Origin of the sequence: Spirosoma oryzae (genome assembly GCF_003002825.1) — a bacterium.
Lineage (GTDB): Bacteria > Bacteroidota > Bacteroidia > Cytophagales > Spirosomataceae > Spirosoma > Spirosoma oryzae.
In genome coordinates this window covers 87,143-108,804 of the sequence record NZ_PVTE01000006.1, presented here as the reverse complement: position 1 = coordinate 108,804, position 21,662 = coordinate 87,143, and the positions used below count along the sequence as shown (strand labels likewise).

General features: G+C 51.8%; 21 protein-coding genes and 2 tRNA genes. 6 read left to right on the top strand and 17 right to left on the bottom strand.

From position 1 onward, the window contains the following. The first annotated feature begins 81 nt into the window (after positions 1-81). Positions 82-495 (top strand): Ohr family peroxiredoxin, encoded by a 414-nt coding sequence (locus tag CLV58_RS08525; protein WP_106137371.1) that lies wholly within the window; start codon positions 82-84, stop codon positions 493-495. Between the two features lie 127 nt (positions 496-622). Here the strand turns inward: CLV58_RS08525 and CLV58_RS08520 are convergent, their stop codons facing one another. The 4 genes from CLV58_RS08520 to CLV58_RS08505 form a co-directional block, all read right to left on the bottom strand. Next, positions 623-922, bottom strand: coding sequence for a Dabb family protein (locus tag CLV58_RS08520; RefSeq protein ID WP_106137370.1), 300 nt, complete (start codon positions 920-922; stop codon positions 623-625). 59 nt (positions 923-981) lie between these two features. Continuing rightward, positions 982-1,701 carry an RluA family pseudouridine synthase gene (locus CLV58_RS08515; RefSeq protein ID WP_106137369.1) on the bottom strand — a complete coding sequence of 240 codons (720 nt, stop codon included), beginning with the start codon at positions 1,699-1,701 and terminating at the stop codon, positions 982-984. A gap of 196 nt (positions 1,702-1,897) precedes the next feature. Further along, entirely contained in the window at positions 1,898-2,137 is a 240-nt protein-coding gene (gene rpmB, locus CLV58_RS08510; RefSeq protein WP_106137368.1) for a 50S ribosomal protein L28, read from the bottom strand. Between the two features lie 42 nt (positions 2,138-2,179). Beyond that, positions 2,180-2,365, bottom strand: a complete 186-nt coding sequence (locus CLV58_RS08505; protein WP_106137540.1) for a C1orf53 family protein — start codon at positions 2,363-2,365, stop codon at positions 2,180-2,182. Between the two features lie 120 nt (positions 2,366-2,485). Between CLV58_RS08505 and rocD the strand changes: the two genes are divergently transcribed. After that, complete coding sequence (gene rocD / locus CLV58_RS08500; protein ID WP_106137367.1) at positions 2,486-3,733, top strand: ornithine--oxo-acid transaminase; 1,248 nt, start codon at positions 2,486-2,488, stop codon at positions 3,731-3,733. A 107-nt stretch (positions 3,734-3,840) separates the two neighbouring features. Here the strand turns inward: rocD and CLV58_RS08495 are convergent, their stop codons facing one another. The 5 genes from CLV58_RS08495 to CLV58_RS08475 all read right to left on the bottom strand — a co-directional run bounded on the left by CLV58_RS08495 (position 3,841) and on the right by CLV58_RS08475 (position 8,042). Beyond that, complete coding sequence (locus tag CLV58_RS08495; protein WP_106137366.1) at positions 3,841-4,941, bottom strand: M48 family metalloprotease; 1,101 nt, start codon at positions 4,939-4,941, stop codon at positions 3,841-3,843. Between the two features lie 119 nt (positions 4,942-5,060). Continuing rightward, complete coding sequence (locus tag CLV58_RS08490) at positions 5,061-6,086, bottom strand: WD40/YVTN/BNR-like repeat-containing protein (RefSeq protein ID WP_245882272.1); 1,026 nt, start codon at positions 6,084-6,086, stop codon at positions 5,061-5,063. Positions 6,087-6,149: 63 nt separating this feature from the next. After that, the gene (locus tag CLV58_RS08485; protein WP_106137365.1) at positions 6,150-6,671 is read right to left on the bottom strand and encodes an anti-sigma factor family protein; all 522 of its coding nucleotides are present in this window, start codon (positions 6,669-6,671) and stop codon (positions 6,150-6,152) included. A gap of 7 nt (positions 6,672-6,678) precedes the next feature. Then, positions 6,679-7,119, bottom strand: a complete 441-nt coding sequence (locus CLV58_RS08480; RefSeq protein ID WP_106137364.1) for an RNA polymerase sigma factor — start codon at positions 7,117-7,119, stop codon at positions 6,679-6,681. 101 nt (positions 7,120-7,220) lie between these two features. Then, positions 7,221-8,042, bottom strand: coding sequence for a Rossmann-like and DUF2520 domain-containing protein (locus tag CLV58_RS08475; RefSeq protein ID WP_106137363.1), 822 nt, complete (start codon positions 8,040-8,042; stop codon positions 7,221-7,223). A 157-nt stretch (positions 8,043-8,199) separates the two neighbouring features. Between CLV58_RS08475 and CLV58_RS08470 the strand changes: the two genes are divergently transcribed. Further along, positions 8,200-9,684, top strand: coding sequence for a glycosyltransferase (locus tag CLV58_RS08470; protein WP_106137362.1), 1,485 nt, complete (start codon positions 8,200-8,202; stop codon positions 9,682-9,684). 67 nt (positions 9,685-9,751) lie between these two features. Here the strand turns inward: CLV58_RS08470 and CLV58_RS08465 are convergent. Together CLV58_RS08465 and CLV58_RS08460 are read right to left on the bottom strand one after the other, a co-directional pair. Further along, positions 9,752-9,837 (bottom strand) — tRNA-Leu (locus CLV58_RS08465). A 39-nt stretch (positions 9,838-9,876) separates the two neighbouring features. Further along, a tRNA-Gly gene (locus CLV58_RS08460) sits at positions 9,877-9,949 on the bottom strand. A 230-nt stretch (positions 9,950-10,179) separates the two neighbouring features. Here CLV58_RS08460 and CLV58_RS08455 point away from each other — a divergent pair. After that, positions 10,180-11,373: a type III polyketide synthase gene (locus CLV58_RS08455; protein WP_106137361.1), complete on the top strand. Its 1,194-nt coding sequence runs from the start codon at positions 10,180-10,182 to the stop codon at positions 11,371-11,373. On the opposite strand, the gene CLV58_RS08450 is transcribed toward CLV58_RS08455, so the two are convergent. Beyond that, positions 11,333-12,073, bottom strand: coding sequence for a glycosyltransferase family 2 protein (locus tag CLV58_RS08450; protein WP_106137360.1), 741 nt, complete (start codon positions 12,071-12,073; stop codon positions 11,333-11,335). The genes CLV58_RS08455 and CLV58_RS08450 overlap by 41 nt on opposite strands. A gap of 226 nt (positions 12,074-12,299) precedes the next feature. Here CLV58_RS08450 and CLV58_RS08445 point away from each other — a divergent pair, with 226 nt between their 5' ends. After that, complete coding sequence (locus tag CLV58_RS08445; RefSeq protein WP_106137359.1) at positions 12,300-13,361, top strand: TerC/Alx family metal homeostasis membrane protein; 1,062 nt, start codon at positions 12,300-12,302, stop codon at positions 13,359-13,361. Between the two features lie 36 nt (positions 13,362-13,397). Further along, positions 13,398-17,312, top strand: coding sequence for an AAA domain-containing protein (locus CLV58_RS08440; protein ID WP_245882271.1), 3,915 nt, complete (start codon positions 13,398-13,400; stop codon positions 17,310-17,312). Between the two features lie 32 nt (positions 17,313-17,344). Here the strand turns inward: CLV58_RS08440 and carA are convergent, their stop codons facing one another. The 5 genes from carA to rpsK form a co-directional block, all read right to left on the bottom strand. Continuing rightward, positions 17,345-18,442 (bottom strand): glutamine-hydrolyzing carbamoyl-phosphate synthase small subunit, encoded by a 1,098-nt coding sequence (gene carA / locus CLV58_RS08435; protein WP_106137358.1) that lies wholly within the window; start codon positions 18,440-18,442, stop codon positions 17,345-17,347. An 89-nt stretch (positions 18,443-18,531) separates the two neighbouring features. Beyond that, complete coding sequence (gene rplQ / locus CLV58_RS08430; protein WP_106137357.1) at positions 18,532-19,302, bottom strand: 50S ribosomal protein L17; 771 nt, start codon at positions 19,300-19,302, stop codon at positions 18,532-18,534. An 83-nt stretch (positions 19,303-19,385) separates the two neighbouring features. Beyond that, positions 19,386-20,375, bottom strand: a complete 990-nt coding sequence (locus tag CLV58_RS08425) for a DNA-directed RNA polymerase subunit alpha (protein WP_106137356.1) — start codon at positions 20,373-20,375, stop codon at positions 19,386-19,388. A gap of 171 nt (positions 20,376-20,546) precedes the next feature. Next, entirely contained in the window at positions 20,547-21,152 is a 606-nt protein-coding gene (gene rpsD, locus CLV58_RS08420) for a 30S ribosomal protein S4 (RefSeq protein WP_106137355.1), read from the bottom strand. 95 nt (positions 21,153-21,247) lie between these two features. Further along, positions 21,248-21,643 carry a 30S ribosomal protein S11 gene (gene rpsK, locus CLV58_RS08415; protein ID WP_093827728.1) on the bottom strand — a complete coding sequence of 132 codons (396 nt, stop codon included), beginning with the start codon at positions 21,641-21,643 and terminating at the stop codon, positions 21,248-21,250. Positions 21,644-21,662: the final 19 nt, after the last annotated feature.

Sequence of the window (21,662 nt, the reverse complement as noted above, 5' to 3'; positions counted from 1 at the left end):
CTGGTTTTGGTTTATACCCCTGTCGGCCCCCGGCCCATTGCCGGGTAGTAACGCACCGACATAAACCGAACCAGTTGCATAATGGAAACCCTGTATACGAGTACCGTCAGTAGTGTAGGTGGCCGGGATGGCGATGTAAAATCGCTGGATGGCATCCTGGAAATGGATCTGCGTCGCCCCACCGAAATGCACGGCGAAGGCGGCAAGCCAAATCCTGAAATGCTGTTTGCAGCCGCATATAGTGCCTGCTACAATGGTGCACTGATGGCCGTTGCCGAATGTCGTAAAATCATCCTGCCCGAACACGCTGTCGAAGTCAGCATTTCGCTTAATAAAGATGGCAACAATATGTTTCTGTCCGGGCGAATCGTGGTGAAAGCACCCGGCATGGAACATGAGCAGCTTCAACAACTTGCCGAAACGGCCCACGCGGTCTGTCCCTACTCGAAAGCGGTCAAGGGCAATATGGAGATGGACATATCGGTGCTGGTATAACAATTGGCTCCGACCAGCGAGCGTACCAACGCAGCCTGAAACTCGACAGCTGGAAGCTATTGAACACAAATAAGCGAGCCGACTTTAGAAGTCGGCTCGCTTATTTGTGTTCAATAGCCAGTGACCTCTAGCCGACCGCATCATAAATCTGCACGCGCTCCCAGAGATGCGCACATTTTTCAACGAAGGCCAGGTGCTGTGGGTGCTCCTGATAAGCATCGTGCGCAGCTTTGTCGGCAAATACCATCGTCAGGTTAAAATCGTAGCTGTGGTCGATAACGGGCCGACGGGTTTCGGCGGGCGTGCCGATATAAACGGTTGTAACGGCGTCGATACTGGTCAGTGATTCCAGCCCAGCCCGCAGTGCGGCATGATTAGCTTGCTCTTCGGGATTTTTGAGCCAGAAGAACACGATATGAACGAACATAAGTGATGTGTTTTTAGCCCACAAACTACGCAACGTCGATCGTTCTACTCACCAGCGGATCACGAAAACTTTTCCAGCTGCTTCACCAGTACCCCAAAATCTTTCGGATACGGCGCGACAAATGTCTGCTCTTCACCGTCGAGTAACGCGAATGTCAGCGAGTGCGCATGCAACGCAACCCGCTGAATCAGTGGCAATTCTTCCGTACCCTGCTTCAGGTTGAACTTCCGTTTCACATCCGACAGGAACACTGGCTCCCCGCCGTAGGTTGGGTCATTGACAATCGGTGCTTTCAGACACATCAGGTGTACCCGGATCTGGTGCATCCGTCCCGTAACGGGCATACACTCAACCAGTGTCGTCGTGCGGTATGCCTGTAGGGTATTGAATATCGTTTCGGCGATCTTCCCCTTCTCCCGATCGATTTTTACGGCCGTACCGTCTTTAATCGGCGAAATAGGCAGGTAAACTGATATGCCATCGAAGTCGTGTACCCCATTCGTGACAGCATGGTACCGCTTGGTCACTTCACGGTGCTCAAACTGCATCGCCAGGTGCCGGTAAGCCTCCGGGTTCTTCGCAATAGCCAGAATACCCGATGTTTCTTTATCAAGCCGATGACCAAGTTGAGCGTCGGGATGATACGCTTTTGCCAGCCGGATAATGCTCTGCGCCCGATCGTTGGTCCGCTCATCGAGCGATGCGATGTGGGGCGGCTTGTTGATCAGGATGTAATCATCGTTCTCAAAAACGATGAGATCCTCAAAGTTAACTTTCAAGATAACGTTAGTTTACAGTTTTCGCTATACGGTTTTCGGTGGTATCACTTCGATAATGCTGGACACCATACAGTAGCCAATTACCAAATTTCGGCAAGTTCACTGTAAACTGGATACCGTAAACCGACTACCATAAATCAATACAAAAAGCCTCTCCCGAACGGAAGAGGCTTGTCGTCCATGGCGAAACGGTCGCTTACAGCGACAGCGTGCCGCGCTCGTATGCCTTCTGAAGCGTAGCTTCCAGACCGTTCTTGTTGATGGTTTTGATGGCCGAAGTAGCCACCCGCAGCGTAACCCATTCGCCCGTCGATTCTACGAAGAAGCGCTTCTTTTGCAGGTTTGGGTAAAACTTACGCTTCGTTTTATTATTGGCGTGCGAAACGTTATTTCCCGTCCGCGTGCGCTTTCCTGTGATTTGACAAATTCTGGCCATTACCGTACTCGTTTTCCGTATGAGGGCGCAAATTTGGCTAATTTATTCATTATCTGCAACTCGCGTCCGCTTTTTTTTGAATCCATAGGGGCAATGACGGCATCCATTACGGCAACAGTACCCCCGTTTTCGATGATACGCTTCCGTGAAGACGACAAATCCCTCGGTTGTGTAGTAGTAGTCATCGGCGTCGAGACCGGGGATGGGTGGAAAAGCCGAAGCGGCCATAAGGCGTTTGGGCATGTGCCCGAATAATGGTATTTTTGAACAGAACGGTTCGTTAACTTACTTAGTTGCAGCCGTTCGCTGATCGCTTCATAACTACCTCATCAAGTAACCTGCTAAACTATGGAAACGACACTCCCCATCTCGGCCACCGATCAGGCCATGCAACTGGAATGGAACTACGGTGCCCATAATTACCACCCGATTCCGGTCGTGCTGACGCGGGGTGAGGGCGTGTTTCTGTGGGACGTAGAGGGTAAACGCTACTTCGATTTCTTATCGGCCTACAGCGCCGTCAGTCAGGGGCATTGTCACCCGCGCATCATCGGGGCTATGATCGAGCAGGCGCAGCGACTGACGCTGACATCGCGGGCTTTCTACAACGATCAGACGGGGCTCTGCGAAAAATTCCTGTGCGAGTACTTCGGCTACGATAAAGCGCTGCTGATGAACTCCGGCGCGGAAGCCGGCGAAACAGCGCTGAAGCTGACCCGTAAATGGGCGTACAAGGTAAAAGGCATTCCTCAGAATCAGGCGAAGACGGTCTACGCTGCGGGGAATTTCTGGGGCCGTACGCTGGCGGCTATTTCCTCATCGACCGATGCCAGCAGTACCAACGATTTTGGTCCGCTCCTGCCCGGCTACATCATCATTCCCTACAACGACCTCAACGCGCTTGAAGACACGTTTAAAAGTGACCCGAACATTGCCGGCTTCATGGTCGAGCCGATTCAGGGTGAAGCGGGTGTGGTCGTTCCCGACGAAGGCTATTTACAGGGCGTCCGCGATCTGTGTACCCGTTACAACGTGCTGTTCATCGCCGACGAGGTGCAGACAGGCATCGGCCGGACAGGGAAACGAATTGCCTGCGACTACGAAAACGTCAAGCCCGATCTGCTCGTGCTCGGTAAGGCCTTGTCAGGCGGCACGATGCCCGTATCGGCAGTCTTGACGTCCGATGAAGTGATGCTGACTATCAGACCCGGAGAACACGGCAGCACGTTTGGCGGTAATCCGCTGGCCTGTGCGGTTACGATGGCCGCCCTGCGCGTGGTCGACGAGGAAAAACTAGCCGACAACGCAACGAAGGTAGGCGCTGTGTTCCGCGACCGCATGACAGCGTTGAGTCACAAAACCGACATGGTGAAGCTGGTACGCGGTCGTGGCTTACTCAACGCCATCGTTATTGCGGAGAAGCATGGCCTGGGCGACGAAACGGCCTGGGAGGTGTGTCTGCGCCTGAAAGACAACGGCCTGCTGACCAAGCCGACGCACGGCGACAAGATTCGTTTCGCACCACCGCTTACCATCACCGAAGAGCAGATGCACGAAGCATGTGACATCATCGAAAAGACGCTCCTGGCGTTTTAGTACAGGTTTAAACACAGAGTAACAGAGGAGGCACAGAGTACACGGAGGTATTAATGAAATCTTCTCTGTGTGCTCCGTGCCTCCTCTGTTACTCTGTGTTTAAACTTCTAGTGCGCCAGGATGCAGTCGGCGGTGGGTTGGCCGTTTTTGAACGTACCCGTTACGCGGTCGCCGTCGGCAAAGTAGTACGAGCCTTTTCCGTTCGGTATGTTCTTCTGAAACCACCCTTCGAACCGGTCGCCATTGCGATAGTAATACACCCCGTAGTCGGAGCGGAGGTTATCCCGGAAGTTGCCTTTGTACTTGACCTTTCCGTCGGCGTAGTACTCGGTGCCAACGCCATGTTTGTCACCCTCTTCGAATTCACCCGCGTACCGTTCACGCGTCGGGTAAACAAAGGTACCCTTCCCATCTTCACAGTCGCCCGACACACAGCCAACCGTGGCCCGGCCTACCGTGGTCCGTCCTGTAGCCGCTACCCGAGATGGCGCAATCGCTGCGGGGCGGGGTACCGCTACCACAGGTGATGGCGCAGCAGCCACGGGTGACGTAACAGGCCGGGGAGCCGACGCCAGCGCAGGGCGGTTCGTCATCCCGCTTTTCGGGTACATCGCTTCCGCTTCCAGCCATCCTTTGCGTACGGCTTCCAGACGAGCCGGTTTCGCCGGATGGGTCGTCGTTGCATGTTCATCGCCCAACGCCCGCACCGCTACCATCGATTCATCGAGCGAGGCTCCCATCTGATGCAGCACGAAGCCCGAGAACTTATCGGCCTCCAGTTCTTTCTGGGGTTGTCCGCCCGTTCCGTCGATTGTATGCCCCTGCAAATGATGACCAATTTCATGGGCCATGATGCTAATGGCCGACCAATCGGTTTCGGTTTCTTCCTCAATACTTTGCATGAACGCAGCATCGTATACGATAAACCGCTGCCCTTTCATGACGGTGGCGAAGCAGTTCTCCGTATTCGTGCATTCGATGATCTTGAAGTTGCGCATCAGCCCAATCGGCTTCAGGATACGATCGACCACTTTCTGCGCGTGGGCATTCGACGTGGTCGTCGGCGAGCAGACCACGTCAGGGCTGGTCCCGCTTTTTCCCGTATAGTTGCAGATAAAGGCCCCCTTGACGGGAATTTGAGCCGATACATTACCGGCTACTGTCAGCAGTAGAATTGCAGACAGTACTGTACTCGCTTTCACAGACATAACCGGGTTGGGGTTAATCAATCAACACGGCAGAATAACGACGAAAAGCAGGTAAGTAGTACACCTAAAGGCTAAACCTGACTGGTTTTCAACGCTTGTCAGATTCGGCCCCTGGCAACTCATTTAAAAACCTGTTTACTAACCTTGCCTTTGGCACCAACAGCGTAGCAGGTTCCTTTTACACAAGCTACCGAGTGATGGCCTGTGGTATCGAGTTGCTGCCAGGTTTGTCCCTGATCGGCTGAGATGCCTGTACCCGACGGGCCAATCACGAGCAGGCGGTCGCCGGGTAGTAAAGCCACGGCTTCTTTCAATCCGGCCGGAGTAGCCGGGGTCAGCGACGACCAGCTTTTCCCGCCGTCGCGGGTAATGGTTACGTTAGGGCCAGCCAGCTTCTCCTGCTTATAATTTCCGCCAACGGCCACCCCATTTTTATCGTTGAAAAAATGTAGACCAAACAAGCCGGTAGCTTCCCCCGACGGCAATGGCGTTGTTGCAACCGACCACGTTTGTCCACGATCCGTTGACCGGAAGACCCGACTAGCAGTACCGCCCCCCGACGCAATCCAGGCATTCCGTTTTCCCTGCACAACCAAACTGGTTCCGCTGGCTGCAAAAGCCGCTTCACCCGGCGTCATTGCCGGTAGCGAAGCAGCCGGAACCGGTTGCCAGCTTTTCCCACCATCGGCGGTGGTCAGAATAAACCAACGCCCATCGATAGGGTCGCTGAACACAATACCATGCTCCTTGTCCCAGAAAGCAATACCATCGAAGAATACACCCTGCTGCTGTGTCTGGTAAAGCAGGGTCCAGGTTTGGCCACCGTCGGTTGTTTTGTAGAGCCGGGCTTGTCCCTGTTCGGCTGGGCCGGCGCTCATCAGGATCGCCGTTTGTGCGTCGAAGGCTTTCACATCCCGGAAATCGCAGGCTTGCGCGTCGGGTACGGTACCGGTTTGCCATGTCTTACCACCGTCGGCACTGCGGACAAACGTGCCTTTGGTACCACCGATCCAGACGACATCAGCGCCGGCCATATCGACCGACCGAAAACTGGCGTCGGTGTTAACGGTTTGTGGCTCCCATTGAGCCAATGCGACGTTACAGGCACCACAAAAAAGTAGCAGGGCAATCAAAGGCTTCATCATAAAAAAGCCCGCCGACGCTAGGTTGCATCATCGGCGGGCTGAAAGATAACGCCAAAAACGCGTTCATCGCGTATTGAGCGGTCGGGTCGGTATCGTTTGCTGAATGCTGTTTTGCTGACGCAGCTGCTCCAGTTCGCGTTCGACGCTACCAGCTTTGAAGTAATAATACAACCCTGCTATCAGGAACACTTTGGACAGCACAAAGACAGCGATGAACGCCGGACGCCAGTATTTGTGCACCCGAATGTGCGTATCATCAACTTCAACGTGCACATACTGCGATTCAGGATTGGTAGCCTTCGCCGAATTACGTGCTCTACTCTCGTCTGCTTCCGGTCGCCATTGCTGAATCTCGTTCTGATTGATTCGATTCATAACAGCATCCCGCAGCCCAGGTGGCGGTGGCACAGCACGGCGCATGAAAAACTGCTCCATACTGATCTCGACCTCATTCAGTTCAGCCTGCGCTTCTGGATTCTCCGACAAATATTGTTTCATTTCGGCGCGCTCCTGTTCAGAAACAATGCCGGTCAGATATGCTTCCAGGAACCCTTCTTCCAGATATTGGTATGATTTGGTTGCCATAGGTTAACTAAGCCACAGTAAATGCCTTTACGTAGGCACGAATTGCCCGAAGAACATCCGTTGTGGCTATGTTCAGGCGCGCTGCAATTTCGGTGACATGACACCCATGCCAGAACGCTAAGTTAAAAACAACTTTTGGTAAATTCCGTTCCGTCGGCTGAAATGAAGTCAACGAGCGTTCCTCCGAACCGGGCCTGCTAGCCAACGCTTTGCGCCTTGCCATTCGTATGATAAACGCACTCACCGGCTCCGTATCGTTCGCCCTCTCCGCTATTGACAACGTAGCAAAGAGATCAACTAAAACTGTCTGTGCCAGTTCGGGCTGCGGTACGATGCGCAGGATAATTCCATACGCCATTGACCCGTACTGCTCGTATAACGCCATCAGTTGCCTCTTCTCTTCTTCCGAACGTGGTAACGGTACAACCGCCTGCGCAATTGTGCTCATGATCAGCAATGTTTTAACACCACCTTGTGCTACCAACGTTCGAGCAAAAACCGTCCCACTTCCCAACAAACAGGTCAGTATATACGTAAATGGGTATTAAATTAATCTACTGAGTTCATATTCATAGTATGGCTTTGCTTATAAATACTATGCGTCAGTAGTTTGTATATCTCAGCAGTTAGTGGTTGGTCCATCAACAGCGCCAGATGCGCCTGAATGGTTGTCTGGTCATTTCGTCGAGCGGGGCCAGTTTGGACCGTGGCCGGGTCAGGTACTGCTAACGCTTTGCGCACGGTTTCCTGAATAAGCGGTGTCAGCAGACCAAACTCAAGTCCGTTGGACACCGTTAGCTGGCGGGCCAATGCCAGCAGGTGATTGCTGAAGTTACAGGCCAGTACAGCCGCCAGATGTAACAGCAAGCGCTCCGACGACGAAACCAGGTACACAATTCGGCTCATGGCCTGTCCTATAGCAACCAGTTCTTCTTCCGTCTCGGAATCGGCTGCTTCCAGACAAAGCGGCACCCCGGCGAAATCGATCAGCGGCTGCTCGCGGCTAAACGTTTGCAGGGGATAAAAGACGCCGGTTCTGACGGGTATATCGCTGTAGATCGCCATCCAGTTCTGAAGCTTGTCGAGCGAGCAGCTTCCCGACGTGTGGACAAGGATAGCGCCCTCGGGTAAAACCAGTCGCTGGCATACTGCTTCCAGCGCATCGTCCGGAGTGGCCAGTACGAATAGCCTGGACGTACTATTCGCGAAATTCAGTTCGGAGTGAATCTGCGCGTCGTACAGGTTACTGACGAGCCGCCGGGCCGATTGCGGCTGTCGGCTATAGATTTCGTTGATATGATGGCCAGCATTTTCGAGTGCTGGTGCCAGGTGCCAGGCTAGATTACCAGCGCCAATAAACGAGATGTTCATAAGCAAGTATACACCATTTTTGGCTTATGCTCGTCGACGGCCACGCTGACCTATCTAGCTGGTGCAGCAGGCTCGAAATTGTCGTTGATTTCAAACTTATTGGTAGCTCACCCTATTATGTGAGTACTACATCTCTCACCTACACAATCAAATCCTGATGGCACTGGCTGTACTTCTACTATACGGTCTGGCTCTGCTTCTGCTCTTTCTTTACAATTGCGGTCAGTTAAGCCTGATAATCAGCTACCTAAAAGCAAAAAAGAATCGTAATAAAGCCACTCGTATACACATACCGGTTAGCGAGTTACCACGCGTTACGGTTCAGCTTCCTGTTTACAATGAGTTATACGTTGTCGAGCGCTTGATCGACGCAATCGCGCAACTAAACTACCCAGCCGACAAATTAGATATTCAGGTACTGGATGACTCAACGGACGAAACGGTCTCGATCATTGCCAGCCGGATCGCGCACTATCAGCAACTCGGTGTACCCATTGAGCACGTTCGACGCCCTGAACGAACGGGATTTAAGGCCGGGGCACTCTCGTATGGGCTTACGTTTGCAAAAGGCGATCTCGTTGCCATTTTCGACGCTGACTTCGTTCCCGACCCTGATTTTCTGATCAAAACCGTACCCCATTTCACTGACCCGAACGTGGGAATCGTACAGACGCGCTGGGAGCATCTTAATGAGAATTTCTCGCTGATGACGCAGCTACAGGCTTTCGGCCTGAATGCGCACTTCACCATCGAACAAAGCGGCCGCTATGAAGCAGGTTACCTGGCCAACTTCAACGGTACAGGTGGCGTATGGCGTAAGACAGCCATATACGACGCTGGAGGCTGGCAAAGCGACACACTGACCGAAGACCTCGACTTAAGCTATCGAGCCCAACTACGGGGCTGGAAATTCGTCTACCGCGAAGATATCGGTTCGCCCGCCGAATTGCCAGTAGCCATGAACGCCCTGAAATCACAACAGTACCGCTGGATGAAGGGGGCTGCCGAGTGCGCTCGCAAACTGTTTTGGAAAGTGCTGCGTACACCCGGCGTTTCACTGTCTATGAAGCTGCACGCTTTCTTTCACTTATTCAGTAGCGCCACGTTCATTCTGGTGTTGATACTGGGCATCATGAGCGTACCCCTGATCTACATCCGGAATCTACACCCGGAATGGGAATGGGTGTTCTACGTTATCAATCTGTTTCAGTTCAACCTGCTGATCTTAATCACGTTTTATGGAATTCCCTTCTGGTTTTTTGAGCGTGAGAACAAAGCTCGGATTATCTGGTACTTCCCGATGTATTCATCGCTGATGATGGGGCTGTCGCTGCATAACACAATAGCCGTCATTGAAGGTTACGCGGGCCGGAAGACGCCTTTTATCCGAACGCCTAAATTCAACGTTACAACGGCCCGCGACCGCTGGGACGCGAACAAGTATGTCAGCCGTAAGATCAACTGGCTGACCGTTATTGAAGGACTGCTAATGCTTTATTTCTTCGGTGGGCTGGTGCTTGCTTTCTACGTCCAGGATTTCCGTATGTTCTTCCTACACATCATGCTGATGGTTGGTTTTGGCATGGTCTGCGTTTATTCGCTTATCCACGCCAGCCGCCGACCTATCTCCGTGAATGCCTGAAAACACAATACAAGGATAAAATGAGAAAAGCCACTGACTATCAGTGGCTTTTCTCATTTTATCCTTGTACCAGGAGCGGGAATCGAACCCGCACGGGCCTTACGGCCCACAGGATTTTAAGTCCGGCGCGTCTACCGATTCCGCCATCCCGGCTTATACAAAAAAAGCACCGGGGTCGGTGCCTTTTTGTAGAGCGAAAGACGGGGTTCGAACCCGCGACCTCGACCTTGGCAAGGTCGCGCTCTACCAGCTGAGCTACTTTCGCGTTTCAATTCGCTTTCTGACGTCGAATTGTGATGCAAAAGTAGCGTTTATTTAACACTTGTCAAGACCTTGCTCCCATTTTTTTTCACAAAGATTACCAACTAGCTCATCATGAATTAATTACGATTAAACTTTTTTTTGAACATCCGTAGGCCGCCCGATTCTCAAACTTTACGCTGTACAGACGGTTGTTTCCTCGGGCCTATCTATATACGTCATCACGCACAAATTATGCAGCAATCTCTGGAAGCCTATATCAACGCCATTGGTCGGGCCGTTCCTGTCCACTCAGCCCCTCAGGATGTAACGGCGCAGTTCATGGCCGACATGCTTGAATGTGATGACCGCGACCGCCGTCGACTCACAACACTGTATCGTTTTACGCGCATCGAAAAGCGTCATTCAGTAATCGCTGACTATGTCAAACAACGTGGAGAGTTTACGTTCTACCCGAACACGGCTGGCATGGAGCCCTTCCCCACCGTTAGTCAGCGCATGCAGTTATACCGTAGAGAGGCTGTACCGTTGGCATTAAAGGCCATTGATGACTGTCTGGCCAGTTATCCCGACTTTGACAGACAACAGATTACCCACGTTATCACTGTCAGTTGTACGGGTCTGTACGCGCCGGGGCCAGACATCGAGATTATTGAAGCGATGGGGTTGCCCGGTCATACGCAACGCCTAGCCATCAACTTCATGGGCTGTTACGGCGCGTTCAACGGATTGAAAACGGCGAGTTCCATTGTCCGGGCTAATCCTGACGCCAACGTGCTGCTGGTGTGCATAGAATTGTGCTCTATTCACTTTCAGAAGAAAACAGACACGGAACATTTGTTGGCGAATGCCTTATTTGCCGATGGCTCAGCGGCCGTTCTGGTGCAGAGCCGCCCCCGGCCTGATATAGCACTGCGGTTACGATCGTTTTACTGTGATCTATTGCCCGAGGGTAAAGCCGAAATGGCCTGGCATGTCGACAATTATGGCTTCGAGATGACTTTGACAAGTGAAGTACCGACGCATATTCAGCGCGGTATTCGTCAGCTAATGCAGCGACTGCTCACTCAAAGTGAGTTGACAATGGCCGACATCGGTTTGTACGCGCTGCACCCCGGCGGTCGGCGCATTCTGGAGGTGATTGAGGAACAGCTAGGCTTGACAACCAATGACAACCGGTACGCATACGCCATTCTGCGCGAATACGGCAATATGTCGTCAGCGACGGTCCTGTTCGTCCTACAGCGTATTTGGGCAGATCTGGTAAGTGGCGTACTGACCATGCCAGATCAACAGCCTAATATTTTCAGCTGTGCATTCGGTCCCGGCCTGACACTTGAATCGATGATTACGGAAGTTGTGACGGCACCCGTAGAACCAACAGAAGCTATTTTAGAATCTGCCAGTGCATCAAGCCATTTTTCGTAAGAAAGTAATAAAGCGATGTTTTTAGCACGCCCAAGCCGTAGATCGAACTACGTTTGAAGTTGATCGACGATGCCTCTTCGAAGTATTTAGTGGGACACGTCACTTCCGCAATATCATAACCTTTGTAAAAAATCTGGGCGATCATCTCGTTATCAAAAATGAAGTCGTCCGAGTTGTGCGTAAAATCCAGGCTGCGGAGTACCTCGCCGGAGAAAGCCCGGTATCCAGTGTGGTACTCCGACAGTTTTTGATTCATCAGCAGGTTTTGCGTAAACGTCAGGAAGCGGTTAGCCACGTATTTGTACATGGGCATTCCTCCCTTCAGCGCACCTTTTCCCAAAATACGGGAAGCAAACACTACCGGATACAGTCCGTTGCCAATGATGGAGATCATGGCCGTCAGCAACAACGGAGTATATTGATAGTCGGGGTGTAGCATAACCACGATGTCTCCCCCCAGTTCAACGGCCTTTTTATAACATGTTTTCTGGTTACCGCCGTAGCCTTTATTTTTATCATGCCGGATGACGTGCTGAATACCCAGCTGACGAGCAACGTCAACGGTATTGTCGGGACTAGCATCGTCGACAAGAATAACGTCATCGACAATATCAAACGGTATCTCCCGATACGTACGTTCCAAGGTCAGCGCTGCCCGATAGGCGGGCATTACTACAACTACTTTTTTACCCTTAAACATGCGTCAAAACTAATGTGTGTTCCTCATTATGCCAATTATTTGCCTGATCCAGTTAGTCCCTTGTATTGATTGCCCTTAGATTTGTTTGTCTGTTTGCTTCACGTATAAGCAACTAGTCAGACGAAGAGCAGAATCATTTACCGGTATAAATCAGGCCAAAGGTTTATCTATGTGCGCTTAATCACTGAACACCTTTGGCTTACACCGTTTATTTTGTTGCATACTAATGTCTAGCGAAACACTGTTTTTTATTGCCTTTGCCGCCTTCGTACTGGTCATCATGGCCCTCGACCTGGGCATTTTCTCGAAGCAAACCAGTCACGTCGTTACCTTTAAAGAAGCCGCTACCTGGAGTGCCGTGTGGGTAGCGCTTTCCGTCGCCTTCTACTTTTTCCTGAAATCGTACGGGTACCTGGTACACGGAATCTTCGACATGGCTCAGCTTGAGGCCGTGCGAAATAAATATGCCAGCCACGTTTCGCTCGTTCCCGGCAATTTTGACGCCAGTTTGGCCCGCTTTCAAAACAACATGTCGCTGGAGTACATCACCGGCTACCTGGTCGAATACTCGTTGTCGGCTGACAATATTTTCGTGTTTATCCTGATTTTCAACTCGTTTGGCGTACGCGAACGGTACTATAAGAAAATTCTGGTTTGGGGGATTCTGGGGGCTATCGTTCTGCGTTTCTTCTTTATTTTCATCGGTTCTGCCCTGATTCAGCGGTTCGAATGGATTCTGTATGTCTTCGGTGCCTTTCTGGTTTACACTGGTTTGCAGCTCTTTTTTCAGAAAGACGAAGACGAAAGTATCGATACCAACAATCACCCGGTTGTCAAATTCGCGTCTAAGTACCTCAACATTTATCCGCGAAATGTCAGCGACAACTTCTTTGTGCGGAGCAAAGCGAATCACAAGTTGTACGTGACACCGTTGTTCCTGATCGTTATCGTCATCGCGTTTACAGATCTGATTTTCGCCGTCGATTCGATACCAGCTATCTTTTCGATCACGAAGGACCCGTATATCGTCTTTTTCTCGAACGTCTTCGCTATCATGGGGCTCCGGTCAATGTTTTTCTTCTTGTCGAGTATCATTGAGCAGTTCCGGTTCCTCAAAGTCGGTCTGGCCGTACTGCTTACGTTTATCGGCGCGAAGATGCTCGCTGAACCCTGGCTACACGATCTCGGCTTCAAGCCCGTTTATTCGTTATACATTATCGTAGCGATACTGGCGATTAGTGTACTTGCTTCCTGGCTGATTCCTGAGAAAGCGGAGTCGAAGGCTTAGCGATTGCCGCTCGCGCCATAACACCCATTCCCTGCTGTGATCATTCCGGTTTCGCTCTCCGTTCTCCGGGCTTATCGCCGTCGGCTTACCAACCTGAGCAGCCGGAATCGTTCGCTGGTGTTAAGTAGCCTCCCCAACAGTCAGTTCCTCGACCTGCACGAGTGTGATTTTCTGCTGAATCGCTCGTCGTTCAGTCTACTGGCAGACATTATAAGCCGTAAAGCGTCGGTGCCGCTCTGCGCAGTGCTCGATGCCCGGCAGGAACGTAGCAATCAGGTCAGCCGGAAGCTCCGGCTGATCGAACGAACAAGCCGATTCATTATCGACGAGCGCGGTACCGACGATCTATACGTCGGCTGGCCGTTTGTACGGGGAAAACTGCTCGATGGGACCGTAATTCACGCGCCCTTCTTTTTCTTCCCCGTTACCATTAGCCAGCAGGGCAATCAGTGGCGGTTGATTCGTCGATCAGAGGAACTGGGTTTTCTGAATCCTACCTTTCTGATTGCCTACAGTCAGTTCAACAAGGTGACGCTACCGGATGAACTGGCGGAAAAAGCACTGGCAGACTTCGATCGTGACCCACTGGTTTTTCGTACACAGGTCTACGAATGGTTACGCGAGAGTTCGCTGGCGTTGAACGTCAATACCGATCTCTTCGCAGATACGCTGCACTTTTTCGACCGACAGCCAATACGCGGTTTGGATCAGTTGGAGCGCGTTGGCGAATTGAAATTGTATCCTGAAGCGATAGTAGGCATTTTCCCACAGGCAGGCTCATACCTATCGCCCGACTATGATCGGTTAATTGAGCTGGCTACCGACGATCAGTTTATTATCGATGAGCCGGCTATCCGCACGGAGCCATTACCAGAGAAGCTACTTCATACCCCGCTACCACTCGATGCTTCGCAGGAAGCCGCTATCCGCTTGGTACGGTCCGGTCAATCGCTGGTTGTGCAGGGGCCGCCGGGTACGGGAAAATCGCAGCTTATCGCTAACCTGATGGCCGATGCGGCAGCCGACGGTCGACGCGTATTGTTGGTTTGTCAGAAACGAGCCGCACTCGATGTGGTACAGGCCCGGTTACAGACGATAGGGATGGGCCCATTTATGGCGCTCGTACACGATTTTCAGGAAGACAGACGAGCGCTGTACGAACAGATTGCCGGCCAGATCGAGCGTGTAGATGAGTACCGACAACTGAACAACAGTCTGAATGCGGTTTTGCTGGAACGTGATTTCGAGTTGGAAAGTCAGCGCATTGACGATGCCGTACGAATGCTTCAGGCGTTTAAAACAGCACTCTTCGACACCAGTTTGTTCGGTATTTCAGCAAAGGAACTTTACCTGACCAGCCGGCCGGACCAGCCAGCGATTGATGTAAGCCCTGTGGCGTCTCAGTTTAAGCTGGCTGACGCAACGGCTTTCACCGAACGCCTGACGCAATTTGCGGCTTATCGGGAGCGACTACCGACTACCCATTTGTGGGCTGACCGCCGTTCGTTTGCCGACTTCTCCCCCGCCGACCGCCCCCGCCTTGCCCAGGCGGTTCAACAATGGGCCGACCTGGCGCGATCTGCACAGGAGCAGCTGGCAACAATAAACATTCAGTCGTTGTCACGAACAGCTGTGATGGCGTGGGCCGTCTACGAAACAGACATACTAGCCGCAGTAAGACAGCTCAATGCTTCATCAGCAGCCTCAGTCTGGCGTACTGTCGGTCAGTTACGAGCGCAGCAGTACCAGACCGACGAATGGCTATCTGACAACCAGCTAAACGAACTAGCGCAAACGTGGCAGCGGCTGGAAACGGATGCATTGCCGGAATCGATTGTAACGCAACGGGATCTGCCTTCCTTTCAGCAGTTGGTAGCTGAAGCCCTTGCCGCAAGACCATCGTGGGTGAAGTGGCAGTGGTGGCGGGTAAACGGATCATCCGCCAAAACACTAGACAACGTATTAGCCGCCGTCGGCTTGGGGTCGTCGGAGAACGAGTTGCGTCATCTTTACAATCAAGTGGGTAATGCGCTGCGGGCCGGGCAAATCCGGCAGGAAGTATTGCCCTGCCTGAGTCGTCTCGCCCTCCCCATCGTTCCGGCTTCGTTGCACGATCTGGCTCAGGCGCGGCACTTACTGGCGCATATCGATGCGATTCCCCCGCTTCACACGCTAGCCGACGTAACAGAACTAACCGCTCAACAACTGGCTGACAGACTCCAGTTATTGTTGCGAATATCAACCCAGTTGATTCAGTTCGAGCAGACGCAGGCTTATTTATCGATTGCTCAATTGGACCGGCTCTGGCAGCAGCCAACAGCAGCGTCGGCAATGCATATGTCGCTTCAACAGGACTTTGATCTACTCATAGAGGCAGATCGACTGACAAGCACATTTTCGACTGCGGAGCACCAGATTGTCGATAGTCTATCCCGATATCCACCCCGCGACTGGACCAATCTGTTCCAAAACTCGATTCGACTGGCCTGGCTAGACAAGTTGGAGCAAACCTACCCTGAGTTAAGCAGCGTTTCGTCGTTGAAAATGGCACAGACCGAACAGGCTTTACAGGCTAGTTTGCAGCGAAAACGGCAACTTAGTCAGGATATGTTGCTGGTCAAATTGCGCGAACAGACGTATCGTAAACTGACATTCAACCGGGTCAGCAATGTCGTTACCTATCGGGACCTGTTGCACCAGACTACTAAAAAGCGAAACGTCTGGCCACTGCGCAAACTGCTCGATACCCATGTCGACGAAGTGGTCAAACTCGTTCCCTGCTGGCTGGCATCGCCCGAATCCGTCTCCGCTATTTTCCCCCTGCGATCCAACCTCTTCGACCTCGTAATTTTTGACGAAGCTTCTCAGTGCTTCGCCGAGAGTGGCTTACCCGCCTTTTTTCGGGGTCGGCAGCTCGTAGTTACGGGCGACAGTCAGCAGCTCCAGCCCAGCGATTTGTACCGCACACAGGTTGATGATTTGACCAGTCCAGACGACGACGTACCCGCCGAACTTGAGCTTGAATCGTTGCTGGAACTGGCAGCCCGGCACTTACCACAAGTATGGCTGACCGAACATTACCGCAGCCGGTCACTCGATCTGATTACGTTTTCGAACCAGCATTTTTACCAGAATCGCTTGCAACTCCTCCCCTATTTTGAGGAAATCAATCAGTCGATACCGGCCATTCGTTACCTGCATGTCGACGGTCGATGGCAGCAAAACACCAATACGCTGGAAGCGACGACTGTGGTAGCACAATTACAACAGCTTTCATCCGAGATGCCAGGCTGTAGCGTTGGTGTGGTTACGTTCAACTACGCCCAGCAGCAGCTTATTCAAAACTTGCTGGACGAGACACCGCTTGCGACTCAGATACCCGATTTGTTCGTCAAGAATATTGAGAACGTCCAGGGCGATGAACGCGACGTCATCATCTTCTCGATTGGTTATGCGCCCGACGACCGGGGAAAATTAGCGATGCAGTTCGGCAGTTTGAACGCAGCCGGGGGCGAAAACCGGCTCAACGTAGCTGTGACGCGAGCACGACGACGTGTAGTCATTATCACCAGTTTGTGGCCGGAGCAGCTTACGGTCGACCACGTTACCGGCGATGGACCTAAACGGTTGCGGGACTATTTAGCCTATGCCTTACGCGTATCGGAAGGAGTCTTTATACCGCAGCCACAACAACCAACTACCCTGACTGGTCACACGCTGCTTAAAGACAAGATCGCAAGGCAGCAATCGACTGCTCGCCCTTCACTTCCCTTCGCCGATCTAACGGTCGGCCCATCAAATGCCTACGAATCCTTAATCCTGACCGACGACGACCAGTTTTATCAGCAGGCCGTGAAACAGTCACTTGCTTACTTGCCGATTGCCTTGCGGGAACGTGGCTGGCTATTTCGACGCGCCTGGAGTCGCGAATACTGGCGTAATCAGGTATAAAAAAGGCGGGACGTTTCCGCCCCGCCTTTCCGCTATTCTTTCATCATGGTAACGAACTGATCGAACAGGTAATGCGAATCATGTGGACCTGGCGACGACTCAGGGTGGTATTGAACCGAAAAGGCAGGCTTGTCTTTCCGGCGGATACCCTCGATTGTATTATCGTTCAGATTGATGTGCGTCAGTTCTACGTTATCCGTATCCTTCACTTCGTCGGCACTAACTGCGAAACCGTGGTTCTGCGACGTGATCTCGCATTTGCCGGTGATGAGGTTCTTCACCGGGTGGTTTAGGCCACGGTGGCCGTTATGCATTTTATACGTAGAGATACCGCTAGCCAGCGACAGAATCTGGTGGCCAAGGCAGATACCAAAGAGAGGTTTTTCGGCATCGAGTGCCTGCTTCACCGTTTCTACGGCATAAGGCATGGCAGACGGATCGCCCGGGCCGTTTGCAATGAAAAAACCAGTAGGATTCCAGACGGCCAGGTCTTCGTAGCTGGTTTTGGCTGGAAATACTTTGCAGAAGACATCGCGCTCTGTAAAGTTGCTCAGGATGCTACGTTTCACGCCCAGGTCGAGCACAGCTACCCGCAATGCTGACTCCGGATCGCCTTCTTCATAGGCTTCTTTCGTGCTGACTTCTGACGACAGTTCCAGTCCGGCCATATCCGGCACCTCCTGTAACTTTGATAGCAACACAGCCGGGTCCAGGATTTCCGACGAAATAATGCAGTTCATTACGCCTTTCGAGCGAATGTACCGCACCAGTTGCCGCGTATCCACGCCGTGAATACCAACGATATTCGCCCGTTCGAAATACTCCTGCAACGAACCGTCTGCTGTGTACCGTGAGTGGATGTCGGAGAAGAAGTTACAAACCATCCCCCGGATTTTTACGCTGCCCGACTCCTGCTCTGCATTATGCAGCACACCGTAATTACCGATGTGTGATGTCGTGTTGATGATTACCTGACCATAGTACGAAGGGTCGGTATAAATTTCCTGATAGCCGGTCATGCCGGTATTGAAGCAGATCTCACCGCCGGCTGTGCCTATTTTGCCGAGCGCCAACCCCCGGTAAACGGTTCCATCCTGTAAAACCAATACGGCTTCCTGTGCCTGTTTCATGAATACGTTAATCAGAAAGGTTAAAAAAAAGGGCTAACCGTTACCGGCTAACCCATTTTTGTATGACGACATTGATGATTCACCGATGATTACTCTTTACCGCCTTTCAAACGATCCTGCATCTCTTTCAGTTCATCCATTTTTCCATCGCGGGCCAGTGCAGCCTGTTCGTTCCAGCTACCAGCATCGTGCACATTGAAACTCGGACCTGCCTCAGTTAGCACTTGCTGTACCGCTTCGTCATTCGCATCGGCTAGTTGCGCAAAAGTCGTGATCCCTGCATTTTTGAGCAACTCGGCGATTTTCGGACCGATACCCTCAATAATCGTCAGGTCGTCACCAGCGGCAGACGATGTTTCTGCTACTTCTGCGTCAGCTGGTAGGGTTTCAGCCGGTGCGGGTGCAACTTCTGCCCCTTCGGCTTTCGAACCGCCACTCCGGCGGCTCCGGCGCGTACGAGTCGTAGCCGTTGCTTTCTCAGCAGCAGCACCCAGCAGCAGTTCGTTGAAGTCAACCAGTTCGATCAGGCAGGTCTCTGCATTATCGCCCTGACGGTTGCCCAACTTGATGATGCGTGTGTAGCCACCAGGACGGTTTGCGATCTTGTCAGCAACTGCACCGAACAGTTCTTTAATCGTTTCTTTGTTAGCCAGCGTCTGGAAAACAACCTTACGATTCTGGTTGTTGTCGTCCTTTGCCCGTGTCAGGATAGGCTCGACAAACTTCCGCAGCTCTTTAGCTTTGGCCACCGTCGTCTCGATACGCTTGTGCATGATCAGCGACGATGCCATGTTTTGCAGCATCGCTTCGCGGTGCGAATGCGTACGGCTTAGGTGATTATCTTTTTTACCGTGTCTCATTGTTTTTGTGAGGGTTACGGTTTTCGGTTTACAGTTTACGGAGGTCAAAACCAAGTACCGTAAACCGAATACCGTAAACCGGCTTAATCTTCGTCTAGTCTGTATTTAGCCACATCCATGCCGAACGTCAGGTTCTTTTCGGCCACCAGTTGCTCAAGCTCCGTCAGCGACTTCTTACCGAAGTTGCGGAACTTCATCATGTCAGAAATCTCCAGCCGGACCAGATCGCCCAGTGTGCGAACGTCCGCTGATTTCAGACAGTTGTAAGCGCGAACCGACAGATCCAGATCCGCCAGCGACGTCTTCAGCAACTTGCGCATGTGCAGTACTTCCTCATCGACAACGTTTTCTTCTTCCGGTTTCGCCGTTTCGAAGGTCATCGTCTGATCCGAGAACAGCATAAAGTGCTGAATCAGGATGTAAGCCGCACCTTTCAACGCTTCTTCCGGATGAATCGAACCGTCTGTTTCGATGTCAAGCAGCAACCGTTCATAGTCCGTTTTCTGCTCAACCCGTGTGTTTTCGACACTATACTTCACGTTTTTGATTGGCGTGTAGATAGCGTCGATGGGGATGTGACCAAACGGAAGTTCGTTAACCCGTGGTTCGTCGGCAGGGACATAACCACGACCTTTTTCAACGAAAATTTCCATCTCCAGATCCAGCGTATCATCGATATGGCAGATTTCAAGGTCTGGGTTCAGTACCTCAAACGAAGGGGAAAATTTCGATATATCACCGGCTTTCAGCACCGACTGCTTCTTGATGCTGACCGTAATTTTGTTGTCAACCATGTCCGAGATCTTCTTGAACCGAACCATTTTCAGGTTCAGAATGATCTCCGTCACGTCTTCAACAACACCCTCTATTGACGAAAACTCGTGCAATACGCCGGGGAATTTCACGCTTGTAATGGCGTAGCCCTCCAGCGACGATAGCAGAATACGCCGTAGCGCGTTGCCTATCGTTACACCGTATCCTTTTTCAAGGGGTTTGAATTCAAACACTCCGTGAAAGTCGTCTGCTTTCTCCACGACGACTTTGTCGGGCATTTGGAACGCTAAAATTGACATACGTTTCGTATTGTTTTACAGCAGTTCACTGCCTTGCGTGAAGACTCAAAATGAGTTTTCAGATTACTCGCCTTACGGCACTCGATTGTATAACAGGAATACCGCAGGTCGAATGTCTGTAAACCGTATGTATACATAAGCAGCAGAACCCGCACGGGTTCTGCTATGGGCTTATTTCGAATACAATTCGACGATTGCCTGCTCGTTGAAGTTCTCAGGAATCTGATCGCGCTCTGGGTAGCTGATGAACTTACCAGCCATTTGCTGATTGTCCCATTCAACCCAGTTGTATCTGCGGGGGTTCCGTGCTGACAGGCTTGTCGAAACGGCTTCCAGCGACTTCGATTTCTCCCGAACACCGATCAGCTGACCAGGTTTCAGTGAGTACGAAGGAATATTGACTACTTCGCCATCAACGATGATGTGTTTGTGCGCAACTAACTGACGAGCTGCCCGACGCGACGAAGCAATACCTAAACGGTAAACCGTGTTGTCCAGACGAGCTTCACACAGTTTCAGCAGGTTTTCACCCGTGATGCCTTCGCGAACTTGCGCCCGGTGGAACAACGCCCGGAACTGACGCTCCAGGATACCGTACGTATATTTTACCTTTTGTTTTTCCAGCAGTTGCAGCGCATATTCCGACTGCTTGCGCTTACGACCACGGCCATGCATACCGGGTCCGTAGTTCTTTTTCTGCAGCGCTTTGCTGGTACCCATCACGGGTTCACCGAACTTACGCGAAATTCTGGCCTTGGGGCCTGTGTAACGTGCCATTCGTAAATTGAATGAATAATTGTGAAAAAATGGACAGACACAACTGAATGTCGCCTGACCTTATTCATGGAGCTGCCAGAAGCCCGGCAGTACTATTAGACGCGACGGCGTTTTGGCGGCCGGCATCCATTGTGCGGTAATGGCGTGATATCACGAATCGTGGTCACTTCAATACCTGAGTTCTGAATGGTACGGATAGCCGATTCACGACCCGATCCTGGACCTTTCACAAATACTTCTGCTTTCCGCATACCCAGATCATGGGCAACAGCTGCGCAGTTTGACGCTGCGGTTTGTGCTGCATATGGGGTGTTCTTTTTCGAACCACGGAAGCCCATCTTACCAGCCGACGCCCAGGAAATAACCTGGCCGTTCATGTTGGTGATAGAAATGATGATGTTATTAAACGTAGCCCGGATATGAACCTGACCAACGGGCTCAACAACCACCACCCGTTTTTTCGCTTTGTCCTTGCGTTTTGCTTGTGCCATTGTAAGTAGGTAATCGTCA

What these genes read in the sequence shown, in the direction of transcription:
- CLV58_RS08425 (WP_106137356.1), bottom strand. Translation starts at nt 20,375, where the DNA reads ATGTCAATTTTAGCGTTCCAAATGCCCGACAAAGTCGTCGTGGAGAAA.
- CLV58_RS08495 (WP_106137366.1), bottom strand. Translation starts at nt 4,941, where the DNA reads ATGTCTGTGAAAGCGAGTACAGTACTGTCTGCAATTCTACTGCTGACA.
- CLV58_RS08470 (WP_106137362.1), top strand. Translation starts at nt 8,200, where the DNA reads ATGGCACTGGCTGTACTTCTACTATACGGTCTGGCTCTGCTTCTGCTC.
- carA (WP_106137358.1), bottom strand. Translation starts at nt 18,442, where the DNA reads ATGAAACAGGCACAGGAAGCCGTATTGGTTTTACAGGATGGAACCGTT.
- rpsD (WP_106137355.1), bottom strand. Translation starts at nt 21,152, where the DNA reads ATGGCACGTTACACAGGCCCCAAGGCCAGAATTTCGCGTAAGTTCGGT.
- CLV58_RS08450 (WP_106137360.1), bottom strand. Translation starts at nt 12,073, where the DNA reads ATGTTTAAGGGTAAAAAAGTAGTTGTAGTAATGCCCGCCTATCGGGCA.
- CLV58_RS08475 (WP_106137363.1), bottom strand. Translation starts at nt 8,042, where the DNA reads ATGAACATCTCGTTTATTGGCGCTGGTAATCTAGCCTGGCACCTGGCA.
- CLV58_RS08480 (WP_106137364.1), bottom strand. Translation starts at nt 7,119, where the DNA reads ATGAGCACAATTGCGCAGGCGGTTGTACCGTTACCACGTTCGGAAGAA.
- CLV58_RS08490 (WP_245882272.1), bottom strand. Translation starts at nt 6,086, where the DNA reads ATGATGAAGCCTTTGATTGCCCTGCTACTTTTTTGTGGTGCCTGTAAC.
- CLV58_RS08445 (WP_106137359.1), top strand. Translation starts at nt 12,300, where the DNA reads ATGTCTAGCGAAACACTGTTTTTTATTGCCTTTGCCGCCTTCGTACTG.
- rocD (WP_106137367.1), top strand. Translation starts at nt 2,486, where the DNA reads ATGGAAACGACACTCCCCATCTCGGCCACCGATCAGGCCATGCAACTG.
- rpsK (WP_093827728.1), bottom strand. Translation starts at nt 21,643, where the DNA reads ATGGCACAAGCAAAACGCAAGGACAAAGCGAAAAAACGGGTGGTGGTT.
- CLV58_RS08455 (WP_106137361.1), top strand. Translation starts at nt 10,180, where the DNA reads ATGCAGCAATCTCTGGAAGCCTATATCAACGCCATTGGTCGGGCCGTT.
- CLV58_RS08485 (WP_106137365.1), bottom strand. Translation starts at nt 6,671, where the DNA reads ATGGCAACCAAATCATACCAATATCTGGAAGAAGGGTTCCTGGAAGCA.
- CLV58_RS08520 (WP_106137370.1), bottom strand. Translation starts at nt 922, where the DNA reads ATGTTCGTTCATATCGTGTTCTTCTGGCTCAAAAATCCCGAAGAGCAA.
- CLV58_RS08525 (WP_106137371.1), top strand. Translation starts at nt 82, where the DNA reads ATGGAAACCCTGTATACGAGTACCGTCAGTAGTGTAGGTGGCCGGGAT.
- rplQ (WP_106137357.1), bottom strand. Translation starts at nt 19,302, where the DNA reads ATGAGACACGGTAAAAAAGATAATCACCTAAGCCGTACGCATTCGCAC.
- rpmB (WP_106137368.1), bottom strand. Translation starts at nt 2,137, where the DNA reads ATGGCCAGAATTTGTCAAATCACAGGAAAGCGCACGCGGACGGGAAAT.
- CLV58_RS08505 (WP_106137540.1), bottom strand. Translation starts at nt 2,365, where the DNA reads ATGGCCGCTTCGGCTTTTCCACCCATCCCCGGTCTCGACGCCGATGAC.